The following is a 22,191-nucleotide window of genomic DNA, read 5'->3' on the forward strand; positions in this document are numbered from 1 at the left end:
CTGCAACACCTTGTTGGACTGGTTTGCGATTTGTTTCACTCCGGGCGGCCCATGCAGATGAACTGCACCTGACCTTCCAGCGAAACCCAAAGAGTATAGCACAGTTCCCCTCTGTAGTGACCCACCCTGCTGCCCTCCCCGAGCCCATGCTGCCTGACCTCCACACGACCCGCGAAGCCCTGCGCACCGGCCCATCCAGCCCGGCCCTGGAACTGGAGCGGTCCCTGGCCGCGGCCCAGTCGCCCGCCTGCCGCTTTGCGCTGGTCCAGCCCACGTTCGACGCGGCCCGCGCAGCCGCGCTCGCGCCAGCCAACCTGGACCGGCCCCTGGCCGGGCTCGCGGTGTCGGTCAAGGACCTGTTCGACGTGGCCGGCCAGGTCACGGCAGCGGGCTCCACCGCGCTGGCCGGCCAGGCGCCGGCACTGCAGGATTGCCCGGTCGTGGCCCGCCTCAAGGCCGCGGGCGGTGCCGTGATCGGGCGCACCCACATGGTCGAGTTCGCCTTTTCCGGCGTGGGCACCAACCCGCACCACCCCACGCCAGCGAATGTCTGCGATCCCGTCACGCCGCGCATTCCGGGCGGCTCGTCGTCGGGCGCAGCCGTCTCGGTGGCCTCGGGCGCGGCCTTCATCGGGCTGGGCTCGGACACCGGCGGCTCGATCCGCATCCCGGCCGCGCTCAACGGCATCGTGGGCTTCAAGAACACCGCGCGGCTGGTCCCCACCGAGGGCGCCGTGCCGCTGTCCAGCACGCTGGACACCGTCTGCGCCATGACGCGCAGCGTGCGCGACGCCATCGTGGCGCACGAGGTGCTGGCCGCGCGCATGGTCACCCGCAGCCAGGCGCCGCTGTCGGCCTACCGCTTCGCGGTGGCCCGGACCACCATGCTCGACGGCCTGGACGATGGCGTGGCGCGGGCTTTTGAGCGCGCGCTGGGGCGGCTGCGCGACGCCGGGGCACGGATCGACGAACTGCCGCTGGCCGAGATCCGCGACCTGGGCGCGATCCAGTCCACCGGCGGCTTCTCGGCCGCCGAGAGCTACGCCTGGCACCGGCCGCTGCTGGCCCGCGCCGCCAGCGCCTACGACCCGCGCGTGCGGGCCCGGATCGAGCGCGGAGCCACCATGACGGCCTGTGACTACCTGGACCTCGTGGCTGCCCGCCGCGACTGGATCGCGCGCGTTGCCCTGGCGCTGCGCGGCTACGACGCCGTGCTCTCGCCCACCGTGCCCATCGTGGCGCCGCCGATTGCCTCGGTGGCCCCGGCCGATGGCGTGGACGCCGCCGCCGACGCCGCGCGCGACGCCGAGTTCTTCCGCGTGAACGCCCTGCTGCTGCGCAACACCAGCGTGGTCAACATGCTCGATGGCTGCGCCATCTCCATCCCCTGCCAGGCGCCCGGCGAATGGCCCGCGGGCCTCATGATCTGGCACGGCGCGCTGCACGACGACAGCGTGCTCAACATCGCTCTGCAGGCCGAAGCGGCGCTGCAATAAAACCAGGGATTCCATGAAAGTTGCAGTCATTGGCGCCGGCATCATCGGCGTCACCACCGCCTACGAGCTGGCCGCGGACGGCCACGACGTCACCGTGTTCGAGCGGCGCGGCGCGGCGGCCGAGGAAACCAGCTTCGCCAACGCCGGCGTGGTCGCGCCGGGGTACGTGACCCCTTGGGCCGCCCCCGGCATGCCCGGCAAGGTCCTGCGCTACCTGTTCAGCCAGCACGCGCCGGTCAAGCTCGCGCTGCCGCTGTCGGGCAGCGAACTGGCCTGGATGTGGAAGTGGTGGCGCGCCTGCCGGCTCGAGACCTACCTGGCCAACCGCGCGCGCCTGCAGCGCCTGGCGTTTTACAGCCGCGCCCGCCTGCACCACCTGACCGACGGCCTCCAGCTGGACTACGACCGCAGCCCCGGCTACATGGTGCTGCTGCGCACCGAGCGCGACCAGCAGATGGTGCAGCCCGGCCTGCAGGTGCTGCGCGATGCGGGCGTGGCCTTCCACGAGATCAGCGCCGATGAGACGCGGCTGGTGGAGCCCGCGCTGAACCCCGACACCCCGTTTGCCGGCGCGATCCACCTGCCGCACGACGAGGTGGGCAACTGCCGCCAGTTTGCCCTGCTGCTCAAGCGCGAAGCCGAGGCCCGGGGCGTCAGATTTGCGTTCAATACGGCGGTAGTCCAGGTGGACCGGGCACATCCCGCTACGCTTTTGATAGCAAACGAAGCCAGCCCGCGCCAGTTTGACGCGCTGGTGCTGTGCGCCGGCGTGGCCAGCGCGGCCCTGCTGCGGCCGCTGGGGCTGAAGCTGCCTGTCGTCGCCGTGCACGGCTACTCGATCAGCGCCCCCATCCGCGAGCCCCTCAACGCACCGCGCAGCGCGCTGATGGACGAGCGCTACAAGGTTGCAATCTCGCGGCTGGGCAACCGCGTGCGCGTGGCCGGCAGCGCCGAAATTGGCGGGGCGCCCGGCGCCAAGCGGGCGGCCTCGATCCAGACCCTGTACAAGGTGCTGCACGACTGGTTCCCGGGCGCGGCGCAGATCTCCAACACAGGGGCCGGCGTCCAGGAATGGAAGGGGGCGCGACCCATGCTGCCCGACGGCCCGCCGGTGCTGGGCGCCAGCGGCATCCCGGGCCTGTGGCTCAACCTGGGCCATGGCTCCAGCGGCTGGGCGCTGAGCTGTGGCAGCGCGCGCGTGCTGGCCGACCAGATGGCGGGCCGCTCGCCCGAGGTCGATGTCGAAGGCCTGGGCATCGAGCGGCTGCGCCTGTAGCGGCTGCCGCACAATGCGGCCATGCACCGCATCACCAACTGCCGGCCCTGGCCCCTGCATGGCGTGGCGGCCACCCGCGCCATAGAAGCCGCGGCGCAAGCCACGCTCCCGCCCCACACGCTGATGCAGCGCGCCGGGCTGGCCGTGGCGCGGCTGGCGCTGGCCGTGGCGCCGCATGCGCGCACCGTGTGGATCGCCTGCGGCCCCGGCAACAACGGCGGCGATGGCCTGGAGGCCGCCGCCCAGCTGACCGCCATGGGCAAGGCCGTGGTGGTGACCTGGCTGGCCAGCGAGACCGCGCCCCCCGAAGACGCCGCCGCGTCACTGGCGCGCGCCCGGGCGGCTGGCGTGCGCTTTGCCGACGCCCCGCCCCAAGGGCTGACCGCCAGCGACCTCGCCATCGACGCGCTGCTGGGCATTGGCAGCCGGCGCGCGCCCGAAGGCCGCATGGCGCAATGGATTGCCGCGCTCAACGCGGGCCCGGCCCCCGTGCTCGCGGTGGACCTGCCCTCGGGGCTGGACGCCGACCGCGGCACATTTGCCGCCACCGGCGACGCCACGGCTGCTGCCCGCAGCGGTGGCCAGGTGCTGGCCCGCCACACGCTGTGCCTGCTCACGCTCAAACCCGGCCTGTTCACCGCCCACGGCCGCGACGCCGCGGGCCAGGTCTGGCTCGACGACCTGGGCATCGCCCCCGCGGCCAGCTTGCCGCTGGCGCGCCTGCTGGGCCCGCCGGCCCCCATGCCGCGTGACCACGCCACGCACAAGGGCAGTTTTGGCGATGTGGCCGTGATTGGCGGCGCGGCGGGCATGGCCGGCGCCGCCCTGCTCGCGGGCCAGGCCGCCCTGCATGGCGGGGCCGGCCGCGTGTTGGTGGGCCTGCTGGACCCGGCTCCCCTGCCGGTGGACCCGGGCCAGCCGGAGCTGATGCTGCGGCGCTGGGACAGCCTGCCGCTCGGCGCCCTGAGCGTGGTCTGCGGCTGTGGCGGCGGCGAGGCCGTGCGCGACGCACTGCCCGCCGTGCTGCATGGCGCGGCCGGGCTGGTGCTGGACGCCGACGCGCTCAACGCCATCGCCGCCGACACCGCCCTGCAGGCCCTGCTGCAGGCACGCGCGCGGCGCAAGGCCGGCACCACCGTGATCACCCCGCACCCGCTGGAGGCGGCGCGCCTGCTGGGCTGCGGCACCCGCGAGGTGCAGGCCGACCGGCTTCAGGCCGCGCAGGCGCTGACGGCGCGTTTTGGCTGCACCGCCGTGCTCAAGGGCTCGGGCAGCGTGGTGGCCTCACCGGGTGAACTGCCCGCCATCAACCCCACGGGCAATGCCCGTCTGGCGACCGCGGGCACGGGCGATGTGCTGGCCGGCCTCACGGGGGCGCTCATGGCCCAAGGGCACGGCGCCCCGGCGGCGGCCTGCGCCGCGGTCTGGCGTCATGGACGGGTGGCCGACACCTGGCCCGAAGGCGCGGGCCTGAGCGCCTCGGCCCTTGCGCGGGCCCTGGGCAACTGGGGCGGCTGACCAGACTGGCGGGGCCCGCCAGCGCCGATTGACCGCGGTTCAGGCATCAAATCAGGCTGGAGTCCAGGACTGGCGGCCATTGCTTGCTACCGAAACGATAGCAATCAGCCCCGTCCGGCAAACGGCATCTTGGTGGCCATGACGGTGTGGAACATCACGTTGGCTTCCAGTGGCAGATTGGCCATGTACAGCACCGACTGGCCCACGATGTCCACGCTCATCAGCGGCTCCACCGCGATCTCGCCATTGGCCTGGGGCACGCCCTTGGCCATCTTCATGGCCATCTCGGTGCCGGCGTTGCCCACGTCGATCTGGCCCACGGCAATGTCGTGCTTGCGCCCGTCCAGCGAGGCGGTCTTGGTCAGGCCCATCACGGCATGCTTGGTGGCGGTGTAGGCAATCGAGTTGGGCCGCGGCGTGTGGGCCGAGATCGAGCCGTTGTTGATGATGCGGCCGCCCTTGGGGCTTTGCGCCTTCATCACGCGGAAAGCGTGCTGGATGCAATAGAACATGCCGCTGAGGTTGATGTCGACCACGTTCTTCCACTGCTCGACCGTGAGTTCGTCCAGCGGCACGCCCGGCGCATTGACGCCCGCGTTGTTGAACAGCAGGTCCACCCGGCCAAAGGCCTTGACCACACCATCAAACAGCGCGCGGACGCCTTCGGGGTCGGCCACGTCGGTGGGCACGGCCAGCGCCTGCCCTGCGGCGCCCGAGGCCGCGATCACTTCATCCAGCGGCTCGCGCCGGCGCCCGGCCAGCGCCACGCGCCAGCCGTCCTTGAGCAGCGCGAGCGCCGCGGCCCGGCCAATCCCGGTGCCGGCACCGGTCACGATGGCAATTTTTCCTTCTGAACTCATGGGGGTGTCTCCTGCAGGGGCCGGGGCTGGCGCCCCGGCCGGGTTGAACATTCAGCGCCGGGATCGGCGCGGTGATCGCCGCCGTGATTGGCGCCGCGGTGATCAGCGGCGCGACTTGCGGCCCTTGGCAGCCACCTTCTTGACCGCGGCCTTGAGCGCCTGGATCGGTGAACGCGGTGCGTGCTCGGCACTGGGAACGCCGCCGCTCTTGCCGGCTTTTTTGGCGGCCCGCTTGGTCGAGGCCTTGGCCGGCACGCCACCGCCATTGCCGCGCGAGGCACCGGCCGTCGTCACGCCCTTGTCCTTCATGGCACGGGTGGTGAGCTCCTCGCCCTCGCGCACCAGGCGGAAGTCGATCTTGCGGCCGTCCAGGTCCACCCGGCTGACCTGCACCCGCACGCGCGTGCCAATGGCGTAGCGGATGCCGGTGCGCTCGCCGCGCAGCTCCTGGCGGGCTTCGTCGAACTTGAAGTACTCGCCGCCCAGCTCGGTGATGTGCACCAGCCCCTCGACATACATGGCGTCCAGCGTGACGAAGATGCCGAAGCTCGTGGCCGCGGTGACCACGCCGCCATATTCCTCGCCCAGGTGCTCGCGCATGTACTTGCACTTGAGCCAGGCCTCGACGTCGCGGCTGGCCTCGTCGGCCCGGCGCTCGTTGGCGCTGCAGTGCAGGCCCGCGGCCTCCCAGGCCTGGGTCTCGCGCGTGGGCGGCGGGGGCGCCGGTTTTTTCAGCTTCTGGTTCGGCGCCCTGACGCGCGCGGCCAGCCGGCGCGCCAGCTTCTCGTGCGCCTCGCCGGGCGTGGGCAGCACGGGCAGCTGGTAGCGCGTATTGGACAGCACCGACTTGATGACCCGGTGCACCAGCAGGTCGGGGTAGCGCCGGATCGGGCTGGTGAAGTGGGTGTAGGCGTCGTAGGCCAGGCCGAAATGCCCGCTGTTGATGGGCGTGTAGATGGCCTGCTGCATCGAGCGCAGCAGCATGGCGTGCACCTGCTGGGCGTCGGGCCGCTCCTTGGTGGCCTCGGCGATGCGCTGGAACTCGCCCGGCTTGGGGTCGTCGCTGATCGTCAGGCCCACGCCCACGGCCTTGAGGTAGTTGCGCAGCAGGTCCTGCTTCTCGGGCGTCGGCCCCTCATGGACGCGGAACAGGCCCGGGTGCTTGCTCTGGGCGATGTAGTCGGCGCTGCAGACGTTGGCCGCCAGCATGGCCTCCTCGATCAGTCGGTGCGCCTCATTGCGGGTGCGCGGCACGATCTTCTCGATGCGGCCGTTCTCGTCGCAGACGATCTGGGTTTCGGTGGTCTCGAAATCAACCGCGCCGCGCTGGTGGCGCGACTTGAGCAGCGCCCGGTACACGTCATGCAGGTTCTCCAGGTCGGGCACCAGGGCCTTGCGGCGCTGGGCCTCGGGGCCGCGCGTGTTGGCCAGGATGGCCGCCACCTCGGTGTAGGTGAAGCGCGCGTGGCTCCACATCACCGCGGGGTAGAACTGGTAGGCGTGGACATCGCCGGCCGCCGTGACCAGCATGTCGCAGACCATGCACAGGCGCTCCACCTCGGGGTTCAGCGAGCACAGGCCGTTGGACAGCTTCTCGGGCAGCATCGGGATCACCCGCCGCGGGAAATACACGCTAGTGGCGCGGTCGTAGGCGTCGATGTCGATGGCGCTGCCGGTCTCCACATAGTGGCTCACGTCGGCAATGGCCACCAGCAGGCGCCAGCCCTTGGCGCGGCCCACCTTGGCGGGCTCGCAGTAGACGGCGTCGTCGAAGTCGCGGGCGTCCTCGCCGTCGATGGTGACCAGCGGCACGTCGGTCAGGTCGACCCGGTGCTTCTTGTCCTGCGGCCGCACCTTGTCGGGCAGCGTGCGCGCCAGCGCGATGCAGGCGTCTGAAAATTCATGCGGCACACCGTATTTGCGCACCGCGATTTCAATCTCCATGCCCGGGTCGTCGATCTCGCCCAGCACCTCCTTGACGCTGCCCACGGGCTGGCCGTACAGGCTGGGCGGCTCGGTGAGCTCGACCACCACGACCTGCCCGGCCTTGGCCGTGCCCGTGGCGCCCTTGGGCACCAGCACGTCCTGGCCGTAGCGCTTGTCTTCGGGCGCAACCAGCCAGACGCCGCTTTCATGCAGCAGCCGGCCAATGATGGGGTGTGGGGGGCGCTCGACGATCTCGACCACGCGGCCCTCGGAGCGGCCACGCCGGTCGTGGCGCACGATGCGCGCTTTGACGCGGTCCTTGTGCAGCACAGCGCGCATCTCGTTGGGGGGGAGGTAGATGTCGGCTTCACCGTCGTCACGCACGACAAAACCGTGCCCATCGCGATGGCCCTGGATCACGCCTTCAATTTCTTCAAGAAGGCTGTTGGTGTGTCCGATATTTTTGATATAGAATCCTTGTTTTCCTGAAAGCCCAGGTGGCGGAATTGGTAGACGCACTAGTTTCAGGTACTAGCGAGTAACATCGTGGAGGTTCGAGTCCTCTCCTGGGCACCAAATATAAATTAAAAGCCGCCTTTCACAGGCGGCTTTTGCTTTTGCGCCGCGCTTGCCCACCGGCCTTCAGACCGGCAGCGCCACGAGGTCATGGCCTTGCGTGCCCACGATCCGTGCCTGCGTGAAGTCACCCACTTTCAGCGTCTTGCTGATCTTCTCGGGCGGCAGCAGCTTCACTGTTCCATCAATCTCCGGCGCATCGGCGTACGAACGGCCGACGCCGCCCTTGCGCCCCATGGCCGGCGCTGAATCCACCAGCACCTGCATGGTCGCGCCGACCCGCCGGCGCAGCCTGGCAGCCGAGACTTCCTCGGCCACCGCCATGAAGCGCGCGCGGCGCTCCTCGCGCACTTCCTGCGGCAGCATGCCGGGAATCTCGTTGGCCACGGCCCCTTTCACCGGGCTGTAGGCAAAGCAGCCCGCGCGGTCGATCCTGGCCTCGCGCATGAAGTCGAGCAGGTGGTTGAACTCGTCCTCGGTCTCGCCGGGAAAGCCGGCAATGAAGGTGCTGCGGATCACCAGCTCGGGGCAGGCCTCGCGCCAGCGCAGGATGCGGTCCAGGTTCTTTTCGCCGCTGGCGGGCCGCTTCATGCGCTTGAGCACATCCGGGTGGCTGTGCTGGAACGGCACATCCAGGTAGGGCAGCACCTTGCCCGTGGCCATCAGCGGAATCACCTCGTCCACCGACGGGTACGGGTACACATAGTGCAACCGCACCCAGGCGCCAAAAGGCTCGGCCATGGCGCCCAGCGCCTGCACCAGCTCGAGCATGCGCGTCTTCACGGGCTTGCCGTCCCAGAAGCCGGTGCGGTACTTGACGTCGACGCCGTAGGCCGAGGTGTCCTGGCTGATCACCAGCAGCTCCTTCACGCCGCCTTCGAGCAGGGCCTGCGCCTCCTTGAGCACGTCACCCACGGGCCGGCTCACGAGGTCGCCGCGCATGGACGGGATGATGCAGAAGGTACAGCGGTGGTTGCAGCCCTCGCTGATCTTCAGGTAGGCATAGTGGCGCGGCGTGAGCTTGATGCCCGCCACGCCGAACGAGCCGGCCTGCGGGTCGGGCACCAGGTCCACGAACGGGTCATGCGGCTTGGGCAGGTTGGCGTGCACCGCGTCCATCACCTCCTGGGTGGCGTGCGGGCCGGTCACGGCCAGCACCGACGGGTGCATCTGCTTGACCAGGTTGCCGTCGCCGGCCTCGCCGCTGATGGTCTTGGCGCCCAGGCAGCCGGTGACGATCACCTTGCCGTTGGCCGCCAGCGCCTCGCCGATGGTGTCCAGGCTTTCCTTGACCGCGTCGTCGATGAAGCCGCAGGTGTTGACGATGACGAGGTCAGCCCCCTCAAAGGTCTTGGAGGTCTGGTAGCCCTCGGCGCTCAGCTGGGTGAGGATCAACTCGGAATCGGTCAGGGCCTTGGGGCAGCCCAGGCTCACAAAACCGACTTTGGGAATGGCATTCGGGGGGGACAAAACTTCGCTCATGCGCGTATTGTCCCAGCAAAGGCGCCGGCCGATGGCAACGCCGCCCAGTCCCCCGCAACCGGCGGGCCGCTAGCGCTTGAGGCCAAACGCGCCCAGCATCTGCTCGGTCTGCTTCTGCATCTGCTCCTGCATCTTCTCGAACGCGGTCTTGGACTGCTCCACATAGTTGCCCATGAGCCCCTGCATCATCGGGTTCTGCAGGGCCATGAACTGCGACCACATCTCGGGCGACACACTGCGCGACTGCTCGGTGAGCTTGGTCTGGATGTCGGTGAAGGCCTGCACGTTCTTTTCAAGGTAGGAGCCCATGAACCCCTGCATCGCATGGCCATAGAAACGGATGATGTTGGCCAGCACGGCTTCGGTGAACATCGGTGCGCCGCCGGCTTCTTCTTCAAGAATGATCTGCAGCAGGATGCTGCGTGTGAGGTCTTCGCCGGACTTGGCGTCGCGCACGACAAAGACCTCGCTGTCCATGACCAGTTGCTTGACCTCGGTCAGCGTAATGTAGGTGGAGGTATCGGTGTCGTAGAGCCGCCGGTTCGGGTACTTCTTGATCACGCGCTGCGCAGGCTTGGCAGCGCCGGCTTTCTTGCTTTGCACTTGGGGAACTCCTCGGACTTTCTCGGCGCGACACAGGCCATGGCTGGTGCGGTGCAACCCATTCTAGGGAGCAGGCCCCGCCACATCCCCAAGGTTTACCCTGAGGATGTGTCACAAGTGTTTGCCGGGAAATTGGTAGGCGCGATTGGACTCGAACCAACGACCCCCACCATGTCAAGGTGGTGCTCTAACCAGCTGAGCTACGCGCCTAAGGATGTTCGAGAAACGGGATTGTAGCAGAGCAAAAGACCGTTTCAGCGCCGCCGCGCCGATCGCACGCCGGGAACCTCCGACACCACGCCCAGCACCTTGGACAGGCGCCCCGAATCGGCCACTTCCACGGTGAACGTCATCCATGCCGTGCCCTTGACCGACTGCGTCTGCACGCCGGTCACGTTCATCTTTTCCTTGGTGAACACCTCGGAGATGTCGCGCAGCAGGCCCTGGCGGTCGGCGGCCTGGACCGACACATCCACGGGGTAGGTGGCGGGCGCGTCAGACTTGGGCAGCCCCCACTCGACCTCGATCACCCGGCCCTCGTCGCGCGCGGCCATCTCGCGGAAATTGCTGCAGTCGGCGCGGTGCACGCTCACGCCCTTGCCGCGCGTGACAAAGCCGCCAATGGCGTCAGGCGGCGCGGGTTTGCAGCAGCGGGCCAGCTGCGTCATCAATGAATCGATGCCGACCACCAGCACACCGCCACGCGAACCCTTGTCGGGCTGGCGCGGCTTGCGCAGCAGCAGCAAGTCATCGGGGGTGGGCTGCGGCTCGGGGGGACGCAGCAGCACCTCGATGTTGCGCAGCGAAAACTCGTCCTTGCCCACCACCTCGAACAGGTCGTCCGCGGCCTTGAAGCCCAGCTGCGAAGCCAGGTCGTCGAGCTTGAAGGCCGTGCGGCCTTCGCGCTGCAGCAGTTTTTCCACCGCCTCGCGGCCGCGCGCCACGGTCTCATGGCGGGCCTGCTCGTTGAACCAGGCGCGCACCTTGGCGCGCGCGCGGTGGCTGGCCAGGAAGCCGAGCTCGGCGTTGAGCCAGTCGCGCGAGGGGCCGCCCTCCTTGGCTGCGGTGATGGCCACCGTCTGCCCGTTCTGCAGCGGCGTGTTCAGCGGCACCATGACGTCGTCCACGCGCGCGCCGCGGCAGCGGTGGCCCAGGCTGGTGTGCACGCTGTAGGCAAAGTCCACCGGCGTCGCGCCCTGCGGCAGTTCCACCACGGCGGCCTCGGGCGTGAGCACGTAGATGCGGTCGTCGAACAGGCCCTGGCTGGAGCCGGCCAGATCGCGCTCCCAGGCCAGCAGCTGGCGCAGCACGGCGATCTTGGCGTCGTAATCACCGCTGGCCGACACGCCCGAATAGCCCTTGGCACCGGCCTCCTTGTAGGCCCAGTGCGCGGCCACGCCGTTTTCTGCATGCTCGTGCATGGCCTGGGTGCGGATCTGGATCTCGATGGGCTGGCCCGCGCCGTCGCGCACCACGGTGTGCAGCGACTGGTAGCCGTTGGCCTTGGGCCGCGCGATGTAGTCGTCAAACTCCTCGGTGATGGGCGCGAACTGGCTGTGCACCCAGCTCAGCGCGGCGTAGCAGTCGGTCACGGCCGGCACCACCACGCGCAGCGCGCGCACGTCGAACACCTGGTCAAAGTCCAGCGACTTGCCGCGCATCTTGCGCACGATGCTGTAGATGTGCTTGGGCCGCCCCTGCACCGCGGCCTGGATGTTCTGGCTGCGCAGTTCAAGCTCCAGGCGCTCGCGCAGCTGCTCGACATAGGCCTCGCGCTCAGCCCGCTTTTCATCGAGCAGGCCGGCCACCTTGCGGTAGGTGTCGGGCTCCAGGAAGCGGAAGGCCAAGTCTTCCATTTCCCACTTGACCTGCCAGATGCCCAGCCGGTTGGCCAGGGGCGCGAACACCTGCAGCGACTCGCGCGCCACGCTGGGCGGCGCCAGCGTCTTGCAGGCCGCGTGGTGGCGCAGGGTCTGCAGCCGCGACGCGAGCCGCAGCATCACCACGCGCAGGTCGCGCGAGAACGCCAGCAGCATCTTGCGCACGTTCTCGGTCTGGGCCTTGGGGTCGTCCACCAGCTGCGCCGACGACTCGGCCGCCCTGGCCTGCTGCTGGACCCGCACCAGCTTGGTGGTCTCCACGGCCAGCGCCGCGAAACTCTCGCCAAAGGCCTTGGAGATGACCTCCTGCGGCCGGTTCAGGTGGGCGCAGGCATAGACCAGGTAGCTCGCGGCCTGCATGGCCTCGGAGCCGCCCATGACCTTGAGGATGGCAGCCACTGCGTCGGCATGGGCCAGCGTGTTCTCGCCGGTGTCCAGCGTCTCGCCGGCAATCAGCGGCTCGGCAAAGGCGCGCGCGCGCGCCAGCGCATCGGCCTGCGCGGGCAGGCTGTGCTCGGTGGCGGCAATCAGTTCGGGAACGGCGGCCGTGTCGGGCTGTTCCGCGGTAAGGCTTTTCATCCTGGACGTTGTTCCATCTCAGTCGAGCAGGAACGAGGCCACAACCTCCACCTGCCCGGGGTCCACAAAGGTCGGCGCATGGCCCACCCCGTCAAATTCAACCAGCCGCGCATGCGGGCCGCGCTGCGTCATGGCCAGCGCGGTGTCGCGTGCCAGCAGGTCGGACTGGGCGCCGCGCGTGAGCAGGGTCTGCGCCTGCACCGCGTCGTAAAGATGCCAGAGCGCGGCCTCGCCCTGCTCCGCGGCTTCCTGCGTGATCGAGCGGAACGGCAGCGCGATGGCCGGGTCGTAGTGCAGCGTCACGCCGCCCCCGGGCAGCGGCTTGACCATGGCCTGCGACAGCGCCAGCCACTGGGCCGGCGTGTGCGGGCCGAAGCTGGTCGAGATGGCCCACATGGCATCGGCCGCCTGCTGGACCGAGTCAAACCGCCCGGTGTTGCCCAGGTAGGTGCCAATGCGCTGCAGCGCCTGCCACTGGATGGCCGGCCCCACGTCGTTGAGCACCAGCCGGCGCACCGGCGCGGGCAGCGGCAGCTTGGGCGTGCCGCAGACCGCCAGCCCGATCAGCCCGCCCATGCTGGTGCCCACCCAGTCCAGCGTCTGCACCGGCGCCGCCTGGTCCAGCTGGGCCAGCAGCGCCAGCATGTCAGCCGCGTAGGTGGGAATCTGGTAGCCGGCCGGGTCCTTGAGCCAGTCGCTGCGCCCGCGTCCGGCCACGTCGGGGCAGACCACGCGCAAGGCACCGCCCGCGCGCGCCACTAGGGCCTGGGCCAGCACGTCGAAATCACGGCCCTGGCGTGACAGGCCGTGGACGCAGACCACCACATGGGCGGCATCGGCCGCGCCCCACTGCCAGTAGGCCATCCGGTGCCCCCCGGCCGTATCCGGACAGGGTACGTAGTTCAGCTTAGGTTCAGTCATGGTGCAATGGCCGGCTTGATAATTGCAAGGCGTTTCTCAGTCTTGCAAGGCATCGTAAATCATCTGGAGACCCCTCATGCTCAAAGGAAAAACCGCCCTCGTCACCGGCTCCACCAGCGGCATTGGCCTGGGCATTGCCAAGGCCCTGGCCCGCCAGGGCGCCAACATCGTGCTCAACGGCTTTGGTGACGTGGACGGCCCCAAGGCCGAAGTGGCCGCGCTCGGCGTGCAGGTGGCCTACCACGGCGCCGACATGAGCAAGCCCGCCGACATCGAGGACATGATGAAATTCGCCGCCACGCAGTTCGGCCGCGTGGACATCCTGGTCAACAACGCCGGCATCCAGCATGTGGCCAACGTGGAGGACTTCCCGGTCGAGAAATGGGACGCGATCATCGCGATCAACCTGTCCAGCGCGTTCCACGCCTCACGGCTGGCCCTGCCCGCGATGAAGGCCGCCAACTGGGGCCGCATCATCAACGTGGCCTCGGTGCACGGCCTGGTGGGTTCGGCGCAGAAGTCGGCCTATGTGGCGGCCAAGCATGGCATCGTGGGGCTGACCAAGGTCACCGCGCTCGAGAACGCCACCACGGGGGTCACCTGCAACGCCATTTGCCCCGGCTGGGTGCTGACGCCACTGGTGCAAAAGCAGGTGGACGCCAAGGCGGCCGCGAATGGCTGGAGCAACGAGGAAGCCACCCGCCAGTTGCTGGGCGAGAAGGAACCCTCGATGCAGTTCACCACGCCCGAGGAGCTGGGCGAGCTGGCCGTGTTCTTCTGCTCCGCCGCCGGCAACAACATCCGCGGCGTGGCCTGGAACATGGACGGCGGGTGGGCGGCGCAGTAGCCCGCAGAAGCCTTATCGGAGCTGCACCGACCCCGACACCGTGACCATCACGGTGCTCTTGCCGGCTTCCACCGGCACCGGCATGTCGGACGCCGCGGCCTTGGCCTCCATGGCCATCATGCGCGGGCGGGGCGTGAAGCCCTGGTCGTTGGCGTTCACGGCCACCTCGCGCAGCGTGTAGCCGGCAAAGCCAAAGCCCTTGGCCAGCTCGGTGGCCTTGGCCTTGAAGCTGGCAATGGCCTGCGACTGGGCATCGCCCTCGACGCGGGCGCGCTGCTCGCGGCTCAGGCCAAAGCTCACCTGGCCCAGCGTCAGGCCCTGGATGCGCGCCGCGGCGGTGCTGATGCGCGCAAAGTCGCGCCCTTCAAGCACCAGTTCGGCCGAACCCTGCCAGCCGCTGATCTTGCCGTCGCGGCCATAGCGCGGGTACAGGCTGAAATTGCCGGTGCGCACGTCCATCTGGCCCGGCTGCGCGGTTTTTCTGGCTTCGGCCAGCGCGCCGTCGAGCACCACCTTGAGCTGGTTCTGCACGGTGGCGGCGTCAGCGCCTTCGCGGGTGGTGTTCAGGCTCATCACCAGCAGGTCCTGCTGGACTTCCACGGTGCCGCTGGCGGACAGCTGCAGCACATTCTGCGGCGGCGGATACGGCAAATTCTGGGCGAAAAGGCTGGTAGTGCAGGCTGCAAGGGCACATGCAGCTATCAATTTGGTAGCGTTCAAGGAATCTCCCGGTAAAGTTCTGGGCCATCTTAGTGGCACAGGTTAGCCCACATGGGGCGGTTTTCAACCCGCAACAGCTGTTGCAGGGGCTTGCCACTGTTCAGGGCGGCTGCAGCGGCTGCCCTGCCCTGGCAGGCTTGCCGCGGCGCACGGCAAGCTGGCGCAGCTGCTCGCGCAGCGCGGCCCGCTCGTCGGCCGAGAGGCGGCGCGCCGGGCCGTCGGCGGCGCCAGCGGTCGCTTTGCCCAGCCACTGCCGCAGGCTGTGGGGCCCGGTTTCGGCGGCCGCAGCCGCGGCGGAGGGTTCGGCAGGCAGCGGCGATTGCGCCAGCGCCGCAGCGGCTGAACACGCGAGGATGACGGCCAGACAATGTCTCATGTGCACTCCAACGCGACAGCCTGACCCCGGTTCACATCGCTGAGGTGAAGCGGTTGCGCGGCGGGGCAACATTTGTAACACTGTGTCAGGCCGTCGGGGAAATCCCGCACAGCTCGCGTCAAGCCCCTCAGAATTGGCTCTGTTACATATTTCGTTGGAGCAACATGACCCAAGCCGCAGCCCGTACCGACAAGATCCTGGTGGTCGATGACGACGCCCGCATCCGCGACCTGCTTCGCCGCTATCTGACCCAGGAGGGCTTTGAAGTGATCCTGGCCGAAGACGGCAAGGCCCTGAACCGACTGATGCTGCGCGAGACCGCCGATCTGATCGTGCTGGACCTCATGATGCCCGGCGAGGACGGCCTGTCGATCTGCCGCCGCCTGCGCGCCGCCAATGACCGCACCCCCATCATCATGCTGACCGCCAAGGGCGAGGATGTGGACCGCATCGTCGGCCTCGAGGTCGGCGCCGACGACTACCTGGGCAAGCCGTTCAACCCGCGCGAGCTGCTGGCCCGCGTGCACGCGGTGCTGCGCCGCCGCCCCGCGCAGGAAGCGCCGGGCGCGCCGTCCAGCGACAACGAGGTGGTGAACTTCGGCCCGTTCGCGTTCGACCTGGGCGCCCGCACCCTGCACAAGAACGGCGAGGAACTGCCGCTGACCACCGGCGAATTCGCCATGCTCAAGGCGCTGGTGCGCCACCCGCGCCAGCCGCTGTCGCGCGAAAAGCTCGCGCAACTGGCGCGCGGCCGCGAGTTTGAACCTTTCGACCGCAGCCTGGACGTGCAGGTCTCGCGCCTGCGCAAGCTGGTCGAGGTCGACGCCGCCGCGCCGCGCTATATTCAGACCGTCTGGGGCGTGGGCTACGTGTTCGTTCCGGACGGCGCGGGTTGACACGACCGTCTGGCCCCGTGCCTGCTGATCCATTCAAACAAGGCAGGGGTGAGACGAATTGATCCGAGCCGTAACCACCAGCATTGACGCCACGGGGCCCGCCCCGCTGGAGACCGCGCCGGCGCCGCTTGAAATGCGGCCGCGGCGGGTGGCGCTGAGCCTGTTCTGGCGCACCTTCTTTTTGCTGTCGCTGCTGCTGATCGGCAGTATCGTGGCCTGGCTGCAGACCTTCCGCGCGCTGGAGTTCGAGCCGCGCGCGGTGCAGACCGCGCAGCAGATCGCCTCGCTGGTCAATCTCAGCCGCGCCGCGCTGGTGCATTCGGACTCGATCGCGCGCGTCTCGCTGATCAAGACCCTGGCCGACCAGGAGCATGTGCGCATCCTGCCGCGCGAGCCGAATGACCGCTTTGCGATTTTCGATCCCGACACGCTGGACGAGCGCGTGGTCGAGGAACTCTCGTCGCGCCTGGGCGCGGGCACGGTGGTGGCCAGCAGCGTCAATGGCGAGGTCGGCCTGTGGGTGGGCTTCAAGATCGACAGCGACGCCTACTGGCTGCTGATGGACCGCAACCGCTTCTCGCCGCTGGGCGGGCGCACCTGGCTGATCTGGCTGATGGTGGCGGCGGCGCTCTCGCTGGCGGGCTCGGCGCTGATCGCGCGGCTGATCAACCGCCCTCTCAAGCAGCTGTCGTTCGCGGCCAGCCGCGTGCGCGACGGCGACTTTGACGCCAGCCGGCTCGACGAGAAGGCCGTGACCAGCGAGATCCGCGAGGTCAACATCGGCTTCAACCGCATGGCCCAGCAGCTGGCCAAGATCGAGCAGGACCGCGCCGTCATGCTGGCCGGCATCTCACATGACCTGCGCACGCCGCTGGCCCGGCTGCGGCTGGAGACCGAGATGAGCGTGGCCGACGCCGACGCGCGCGAGCACATGGCGGCCGACATTGACCAGCTTGACGCCATCATCGACAAGTTCCTGGACTACGCGCGCCCCGACCATGCCGAGCTCAAGCCGGTGCTGCTCAACGACGTGATCGAGGCCTGCCTCTATGCCGTGCAGGACCATGGCGACATGCGCATCAACCTGGACGTGTCCAAGGGCCTGTATGTGCTGGCCGACGAGGTCGAGCTGGCGCGCGTGCTGTCCAACCTGCTGGAGAACGCGCGGCGCTACGGCAAGACGCCTGAAACGGGCATTGCCGTGGTGGACGTGGCGGCCAAGTCACGCGGTGAATGGGTGCTGCTCAAGGTGCGCGACCACGGCATGGGCGTGGCGCCCGAGGCGCTTCCCAACCTGATCAAGCCCTTCTTCCGCGGCGATGCAGCGCGCACGGCGGCCACCGGGGCCGGCCTGGGCCTGGCGATCGTGGACAAGACGGTGCAGCGCATGGGCGGCATTTTTGCGCTGGCCAACACCACCTCGGGCGGGCTGGCGGCCCACATCAAGCTGCAAAAGCCCAAACCCGAGTGAGTTTCAGGCCCAAACGGTCTGGAGTCCAGGACTGGCGGCCACTTCGTGCTATTTAAACAATAGCACCACGGCACGTGCCTCGATGCTCTGGCCCTGCCCCACCGGGCCCAGCTTCTCGGCCGTCTTGGCCTTCACGTTGACCTGGTCCGCAGCCACGCCCAGCGCCTGCGCAATCGCGGCCACCATGGCCGCGCGGTGCGGCGCCAGCCGCGGCGCCTGGGCCACCACGGTGCTGTCCACATTGCCGATCTGCCAGCCCAGCGCACGCACGCGGCGCGCGGACTCGGCCAGCAGCACGGCCGAGTCGGCGCCCTGGAACTGCGCGTCGGTGTCGGGGAACAGGGTGCCGATGTCGCCCAGCCCGGCCGCGCCCAGCAGCGCATCGGTGATGGCGTGCAACAGCACGTCGGCGTCGGAATGGCCCAGCAGCCCGCGCTCGAACGGAATGGCCACGCCGCCAATGACCAGGCGCCGCCCCGGCACCAGCGCATGCACGTCCCAACCTTCGCCAACACGGATGTTCATGGGGCACGGCTCCTGAGCACGGCGTCGGCCAGTGCGAAATCATCGGGGTAGGTCACCTTGAAATTCTGCGCGCCGCCGGGCACCAGCAGCGGCCGGTGGCCCGCCGCCTCCATGGCGCTGGCCTCGTCGGTCACCGCGTCGCCGGCCGCGGCCAGCGCGCCGGTCAGCGCCCCCAGGCGGAACATCTGCGGCGTCTGGGCCAGCCATTTGTCGGCCCGCTCGACGGTGGCGACCACGCGGCCTGCGACTTCGCGCTTGAGGGTGTCGGGCAGCTTGTGGGCCAGCAGGCCGCCCACAGCGTCGTGCTCGCAGGCCGCCATCAGGGCCTCGATCTGTTGCGGCGTCACGAGGCAGCGCGCCGCGTCATGCACCAGTACCCAGTCGTGGGGCTGCCCGCCCGCCGCGGCAAGCGCCTTCAGGCCATTCAATACGGTGGCAGCCCTTGTGGGGCCGCCACAGGGCGCTATCAAAAAAGAAGCGGATGGCGGCTGCAGGAAGGTGTCGCCCGGCGCCACGGCGACCAGGCAGCGCGCGATCCGCGGCACCGCCGCGAACGCGGCCAGCGTGTGCAGCACCATGGGCCGGCCCGCCACCGGCTGGTATTGCTTGGGGCCCCCGGTGCCCGCACGGCTGCCGGTCCCGGCGCAGGGAATCAGGGCGAAGAAGGTGGGCGCGGGGCTGCTGACAGTCATGTGCAAGGCCCCCATTCTAGAATCGGGGCCTCACACCCCTCCCTTTTTCAGGCGAGGGGTGTTTTGTATTTTTATGGAATTACCCAAGCTCACCCCCGGCAAGCGCTTCACGCTGCCCCGCCCCGCCGGCTCGGCCGACGCCCTGCTGCTCGCGCGCCTGGCGCAGCGCCAGACGGCCGCGAAGACGCTCACCGCCATCGTCACCGCCGACGCCACCGACGCGCAGCGCCTGATCGATGAAATCGCGTTCTTCGCGCCGGACCTGCGCACCGCGCTGTTCCCGGACTGGGAAACTCTGCCCTACGACAGCTTCTCACCGCACCAGGACCTGATCAGCGAGCGTCTGGCCACGCTGTGGCGCATCTCGCAGGGCGCGGCCGATGTGGTGGTCGTTCCGGCCACCACCGCGCTGTACCGGCTGGCACCGCCGGCCTTTCTGGCGGGCTACACCTTCCAGTTCAAGGCCCGGCAGAAGCTGGACGAGGCACGCCTGAAGGCCCAGCTCACGCTGGCGGGCTACAGCCATGTCACGCAGGTGGTCAGCCCCGGCGAGTACGCGGTGCGCGGCGGCCTGATCGACCTGTTCCCCATGGGCTCGCCCGTGCCCTACCGCGTGGACCTGTTTGACGACGAGATCGACAGCATCCGCACCTTTGACCCCGACACCCAGCGCAGCCTGTACCCCGTGCCCGAAGTGCGCCTGCTGCCGGGCCGCGAGTTCCCGATGGACGAACCGGCCCGCGCGCGCTTTCGCAGCCGCTGGCGCGAGCTGCTTGAAGGCGACCCGACCAAGAGCCGCATCTACAAGGACATCGGCCAGGGCATTGCCACGGCCGGCATCGAGTACTACCTGCCGCTGTTCTTTGAGGACACGGCTACGGTCTTCGACTACCTGGGCGCCGACGCCACGGTGGTGCTGCATGGCGACCTGGAACCCGCCTTCCAGCACTTCTGGCAGGACACCAAGGACCGCTACCGGCTGGTCCAGGGCGACCCCGAACGCCCGGTGCTGCCGCCGCCCGCGCTGTTCCTGGGCACCGAGCAGTTCTACGCGCTGGCCAACGGGCACGCCCAGCTGGCCATCCGCCCGGCCATCGAGGACGTGGCTGACAACGCGCATTTCCAGAAACTTGGCGAACTGTCGGTGGTGCGCGGCGCCGAAGAGCCGCTGGGCCGCCTCAAGGACCACCTGCGCAACACCGCGCACCGCGTGCTGCTGCTGGCCGAGAGCGACGGCCGGCGCGAAAGCCTGCTGGATTTTCTGCGCGCCAGCCATGTGGTGCCGCCGGCCTTTGACTCGCTGGCCGAGTTCCAGGCCAGCGATGAAAAGCTGGGCATCGCCACCGCCGCGCTGAGCGCGGGCTTCTGCTGGCTCGAAGAGGGCCTGGACTTCGTCACCGAAACCGAGCTGTTCGCGGCCGGCCCCACGACGCGCCGGCGGCGCAAGCAGGAGCAGGTCAGCGACGTCGAGGCGCTGATCAAGGACCTGAGCGAACTCAATGTGGGCGACCCGGTGGTCCATGCCCAGCACGGCATTGGCCGCTACAAGGGCCTGATCAACATGGACCTGGGCCCTGGCACCAGCGCCGGCGGCGCCAGCACGGCGCAGGAGTTCCTGCACCTGGAATACGCCGACAAGGCCACGCTCTACGTGCCGGTGAGCCAGCTGCACCAGATCAGCCGCTACACCGGCGTCAGTGCCGACGAGGCGCCGCTGCACAAGCTGGGCAGTGGCCAGTGGGAGAAAGCCAGGCGCAAGGCTGCCCAGCAGGTGCGCGATTCGGCCGCCGAGCTGCTCAACATCTATGCCCGGCGCGCCGCGCGCGAGGGCCACGCCTTCCGCTACAGCCCGCAGGACTACGAGACCTTTGCCAACGACTTCGGCTTTGAAGAAACCGCCGACCAGCGCGGCGCCATCCATGCCGTCATTCAGGACATGATCAGCCCCCAGCCCATGGACCGGCTGGTCTGCGGCGACGTGGGCTTTGGCAAGACCGAGGTGGCCCTGCGCGCGGCCTTCATTGCCGTGACCGGTGGCAAGCAGGTGGCCTTCCTCGCGCCCACCACCCTGCTTGCCGAGCAGCATTACCAGACGCTGGTGGACCGCTTCAGCAAGTGGCCGGTCAAGGTGGCCGAGGTTTCGCGCTTTCGCTCGGGCAAGGAGATCAGCGCATCCATCAAGGGCATCGCCGACGGCAGCGTGGACATCGTGGTGGGCACGCACAAGCTGCTCAGCGAGTCCACCAGGTTCAAGAACCTGGGCCTGCTGATCATCGACGAGGAACACCGCTTTGGCGTGCGCCACAAGGAGGCCATGAAGGCCCTGCGCGCCGAGGTCGATGTGCTCACGCTCACCGCCACCCCCATCCCGCGCACGCTGGGCATGGCGCTGGAGGGCCTGCGCGACCTGAGCGTGATCGCCACCGCGCCGCAGCGCCGGCTGGCCATCAAGACCTTTGTGCGCAACGAGGGCAACGGCGTGATCCGCGAGGCCGTGCTGCGCGAGCTCAAGCGCGGCGGCCAGGTTTATTTTCTGCACAACGAGGTCGAGACCATCGAGAACCGGCGCCTCAAGCTCGAGGAAATCCTGCCCGAGGCCCGCATTGCCGTGGCCCACGGCCAGATGCCCGAGCGCGAGCTGGAAAAGGTCATGCGCGACTTCGTGGCCCAGCGCTACAACCTGCTGCTGTGCTCCACCATCATCGAGACCGGCATTGACGTGCCCACGGCCAACACCATCGTGATGAGCCGGGCCGACCGCTTTGGCCTGGCCCAGCTGCACCAGCTGCGCGGGCGCGTGGGCCGCAGCCACCACCAGGCCTACGCCTACCTCATGGTGCCCGACACCGAAAGCCTGACCAAGCAGGCGGCCCAACGCCTGGAGGCCATCCAGCAGATGGAGGAACTGGGCAGCGGCTTTTACCTCGCCATGCACGACCTGGAAATCCGCGGCGCCGGCGAGGTGCTGGGCGAGAACCAGAGCGGCAACATGCTGGAGATCGGCTTCCAGCTGTACAACGAGATGCTCAGCGAGGCCGTGCGCAGCCTCAAGGCCGGCCAGGAGCCGGACCTGCTGAGCCCGCTCAGCGTCACCACCGACATCAACCTGCACGCCCCGGCCCTGCTGCCCGACGACTACTGCGGCGACGTGCACCTGCGCCTGAGCTTCTACAAGAAGCTGGCCACCGCCAAAACCACCGACCAGATCGATGCCCTGCTCGAGGAAATCGTGGACCGCTTCGGCAAGCTGCCGCCGCAGGCGCAGACCCTGATCGACGTGCACCGCCTGCGCGTGCTGGCCAAGCCCTATGGCGTGGTCAAGGTCGATGCCGCGCCCGGCGTGATCACCATCACCTTCCGGCCCAACCCGCCGATCGACTCGATGCGCATCATCGAGCTGATCCAGAAGAACAAGCACATCAAGCTGGCCGGCAACGAGAAGCTGCGCATCGAGCGTGAACTGAAGGAACCCAAGGACCGGGCCCAGATGGTGCGCGATGTGCTGCGCAGCCTGGGGCAACCCAAAGTACAGGCGCTGGCCTGAGAC

Annotated in this window: 17 protein-coding genes and 2 tRNA genes; 8 read left to right on the top strand and 11 right to left on the bottom strand. The window is 68.8% G+C overall.

The window, feature by feature from the left end:
* The first annotated feature begins 146 nt into the window (after positions 1-146).
* The 3 genes from KF796_13935 to KF796_13945 are packed head-to-tail and all read left to right on the top strand — an operon-like array spanning position 147 to position 4,290.
* Positions 147-1,496: an amidase gene (locus KF796_13935; GenBank protein MBX3587734.1), complete on the top strand. Its 1,350-nt coding sequence runs from the start codon at positions 147-149 to the stop codon at positions 1,494-1,496.
* Positions 1,497-1,509: 13 nt separating this feature from the next.
* Entirely contained in the window at positions 1,510-2,772 is a 1,263-nt protein-coding gene (locus KF796_13940; protein ID MBX3587735.1) for a D-amino acid dehydrogenase, read from the top strand.
* Positions 2,773-2,793: 21 nt separating this feature from the next.
* Positions 2,794-4,290 (top strand): NAD(P)H-hydrate dehydratase, encoded by a 1,497-nt coding sequence (locus KF796_13945; protein ID MBX3587736.1) that lies wholly within the window; start codon positions 2,794-2,796, stop codon positions 4,288-4,290.
* A gap of 104 nt (positions 4,291-4,394) precedes the next feature.
* Here KF796_13945 and KF796_13950 read toward each other — a convergent pair whose 3' ends face one another.
* Positions 4,395-5,150: an SDR family oxidoreductase gene (locus tag KF796_13950; protein ID MBX3587737.1), complete on the bottom strand. Its 756-nt coding sequence runs from the start codon at positions 5,148-5,150 to the stop codon at positions 4,395-4,397.
* A 102-nt stretch (positions 5,151-5,252) separates the two neighbouring features.
* Positions 5,253-7,544 carry a ribonuclease R gene (rnr, locus tag KF796_13955; protein ID MBX3587738.1) on the bottom strand — a complete coding sequence of 764 codons (2,292 nt, stop codon included), beginning with the start codon at positions 7,542-7,544 and terminating at the stop codon, positions 5,253-5,255.
* A gap of 23 nt (positions 7,545-7,567) precedes the next feature.
* Here rnr and KF796_13960 point away from each other — a divergent pair.
* Positions 7,568-7,652: transfer RNA gene (locus KF796_13960), tRNA-Leu, on the top strand.
* Positions 7,653-7,718: 66 nt separating this feature from the next.
* Here the strand turns inward: KF796_13960 and rimO are convergent.
* From rimO to KF796_13985, 5 genes are all read right to left on the bottom strand, one after another.
* On the bottom strand, positions 7,719-9,134 hold the full coding sequence (gene rimO / locus KF796_13965) for a 30S ribosomal protein S12 methylthiotransferase RimO (GenBank protein ID MBX3587739.1): 1,416 nt from the start codon (positions 9,132-9,134) through the stop codon (positions 7,719-7,721).
* Between the two features lie 69 nt (positions 9,135-9,203).
* Positions 9,204-9,737 (bottom strand): polyhydroxyalkanoate synthesis repressor PhaR, encoded by a 534-nt coding sequence (gene phaR / locus KF796_13970; GenBank protein MBX3587740.1) that lies wholly within the window; start codon positions 9,735-9,737, stop codon positions 9,204-9,206.
* A 133-nt stretch (positions 9,738-9,870) separates the two neighbouring features.
* Positions 9,871-9,947 (bottom strand) — tRNA-Val (locus KF796_13975).
* 44 nt (positions 9,948-9,991) lie between these two features.
* Positions 9,992-12,196, bottom strand: coding sequence for a bifunctional (p)ppGpp synthetase/guanosine-3',5'-bis(diphosphate) 3'-pyrophosphohydrolase (locus tag KF796_13980; protein MBX3587741.1), 2,205 nt, complete (start codon positions 12,194-12,196; stop codon positions 9,992-9,994).
* 18 nt (positions 12,197-12,214) lie between these two features.
* Positions 12,215-13,117, bottom strand: a complete 903-nt coding sequence (locus KF796_13985; GenBank protein MBX3587742.1) for an alpha/beta hydrolase — start codon at positions 13,115-13,117, stop codon at positions 12,215-12,217.
* A gap of 76 nt (positions 13,118-13,193) precedes the next feature.
* On the opposite strand from KF796_13985, the gene KF796_13990 reads away from it, so the two are divergent.
* Complete coding sequence (locus KF796_13990) at positions 13,194-13,964, top strand: 3-hydroxybutyrate dehydrogenase (protein MBX3587743.1); 771 nt, start codon at positions 13,194-13,196, stop codon at positions 13,962-13,964.
* A 12-nt stretch (positions 13,965-13,976) separates the two neighbouring features.
* Here KF796_13990 and KF796_13995 read toward each other — a convergent pair whose 3' ends face one another.
* Positions 13,977-14,684, bottom strand: coding sequence for an SIMPL domain-containing protein (locus tag KF796_13995; GenBank protein MBX3587744.1), 708 nt, complete (start codon positions 14,682-14,684; stop codon positions 13,977-13,979).
* A 100-nt stretch (positions 14,685-14,784) separates the two neighbouring features.
* Positions 14,785-15,060, bottom strand: a complete 276-nt coding sequence (locus KF796_14000) for a hypothetical protein (protein MBX3587745.1) — start codon at positions 15,058-15,060, stop codon at positions 14,785-14,787.
* 164 nt (positions 15,061-15,224) lie between these two features.
* Between KF796_14000 and ompR the strand changes: the two genes are divergently transcribed.
* Positions 15,225-15,956, top strand: coding sequence for a two-component system response regulator OmpR (ompR, locus tag KF796_14005; GenBank protein MBX3587746.1), 732 nt, complete (start codon positions 15,225-15,227; stop codon positions 15,954-15,956).
* Between the two features lie 133 nt (positions 15,957-16,089).
* Positions 16,090-17,427, top strand: a complete 1,338-nt coding sequence (locus KF796_14010; protein MBX3587747.1) for a HAMP domain-containing protein — start codon at positions 16,090-16,092, stop codon at positions 17,425-17,427.
* A gap of 48 nt (positions 17,428-17,475) precedes the next feature.
* Here KF796_14010 and ispF read toward each other — a convergent pair whose 3' ends face one another.
* Positions 17,476-17,952 (bottom strand): 2-C-methyl-D-erythritol 2,4-cyclodiphosphate synthase, encoded by a 477-nt coding sequence (gene ispF, locus KF796_14015; GenBank protein MBX3587748.1) that lies wholly within the window; start codon positions 17,950-17,952, stop codon positions 17,476-17,478.
* Positions 17,949-18,644: a 2-C-methyl-D-erythritol 4-phosphate cytidylyltransferase gene (gene ispD, locus KF796_14020; protein ID MBX3587749.1), complete on the bottom strand. Its 696-nt coding sequence runs from the start codon at positions 18,642-18,644 to the stop codon at positions 17,949-17,951. Before ispD ends, ispF begins: the two co-directional genes overlap by 4 nt.
* A 73-nt stretch (positions 18,645-18,717) precedes the next feature.
* Between ispD and mfd the strand changes: the two genes are divergently transcribed.
* On the top strand, positions 18,718-22,188 hold the full coding sequence (gene mfd, locus KF796_14025) for a transcription-repair coupling factor (protein MBX3587750.1): 3,471 nt from the start codon (positions 18,718-18,720) through the stop codon (positions 22,186-22,188).
* Positions 22,189-22,191: the final 3 nt, after the last annotated feature.

The organism is Ramlibacter sp. (assembly GCA_019635435.1).
Lineage (GTDB): Bacteria > Pseudomonadota > Gammaproteobacteria > Burkholderiales > Burkholderiaceae_C > JAHBZM01.

What these genes read in the sequence shown, in the direction of transcription:
- KF796_13985 (MBX3587742.1), bottom strand. Translation starts at nt 13,117, where the DNA reads ATGACTGAACCTAAGCTGAACTACGTACCCTGTCCGGATACGGCCGGG.
- KF796_13935 (MBX3587734.1), top strand. Translation starts at nt 147, where the DNA reads ATGCTGCCTGACCTCCACACGACCCGCGAAGCCCTGCGCACCGGCCCA.
- KF796_13990 (MBX3587743.1), top strand. Translation starts at nt 13,194, where the DNA reads ATGCTCAAAGGAAAAACCGCCCTCGTCACCGGCTCCACCAGCGGCATT.
- KF796_14000 (MBX3587745.1), bottom strand. Translation starts at nt 15,060, where the DNA reads ATGAGACATTGTCTGGCCGTCATCCTCGCGTGTTCAGCCGCTGCGGCG.
- mfd (MBX3587750.1), top strand. Translation starts at nt 18,718, where the DNA reads ATGGAATTACCCAAGCTCACCCCCGGCAAGCGCTTCACGCTGCCCCGC.
- ispF (MBX3587748.1), bottom strand. Translation starts at nt 17,952, where the DNA reads ATGAACATCCGTGTTGGCGAAGGTTGGGACGTGCATGCGCTGGTGCCG.
- KF796_14010 (MBX3587747.1), top strand. Translation starts at nt 16,090, where the DNA reads ATGCGGCCGCGGCGGGTGGCGCTGAGCCTGTTCTGGCGCACCTTCTTT.
- ispD (MBX3587749.1), bottom strand. Translation starts at nt 18,644, where the DNA reads ATGACTGTCAGCAGCCCCGCGCCCACCTTCTTCGCCCTGATTCCCTGC.
- KF796_13950 (MBX3587737.1), bottom strand. Translation starts at nt 5,150, where the DNA reads ATGAGTTCAGAAGGAAAAATTGCCATCGTGACCGGTGCCGGCACCGGG.
- ompR (MBX3587746.1), top strand. Translation starts at nt 15,225, where the DNA reads ATGACCCAAGCCGCAGCCCGTACCGACAAGATCCTGGTGGTCGATGAC.
- KF796_13980 (MBX3587741.1), bottom strand. Translation starts at nt 12,196, where the DNA reads ATGAAAAGCCTTACCGCGGAACAGCCCGACACGGCCGCCGTTCCCGAA.
- KF796_13940 (MBX3587735.1), top strand. Translation starts at nt 1,510, where the DNA reads ATGAAAGTTGCAGTCATTGGCGCCGGCATCATCGGCGTCACCACCGCC.
- KF796_13945 (MBX3587736.1), top strand. Translation starts at nt 2,794, where the DNA reads ATGCACCGCATCACCAACTGCCGGCCCTGGCCCCTGCATGGCGTGGCG.
- rimO (MBX3587739.1), bottom strand. Translation starts at nt 9,134, where the DNA reads ATGAGCGAAGTTTTGTCCCCCCCGAATGCCATTCCCAAAGTCGGTTTT.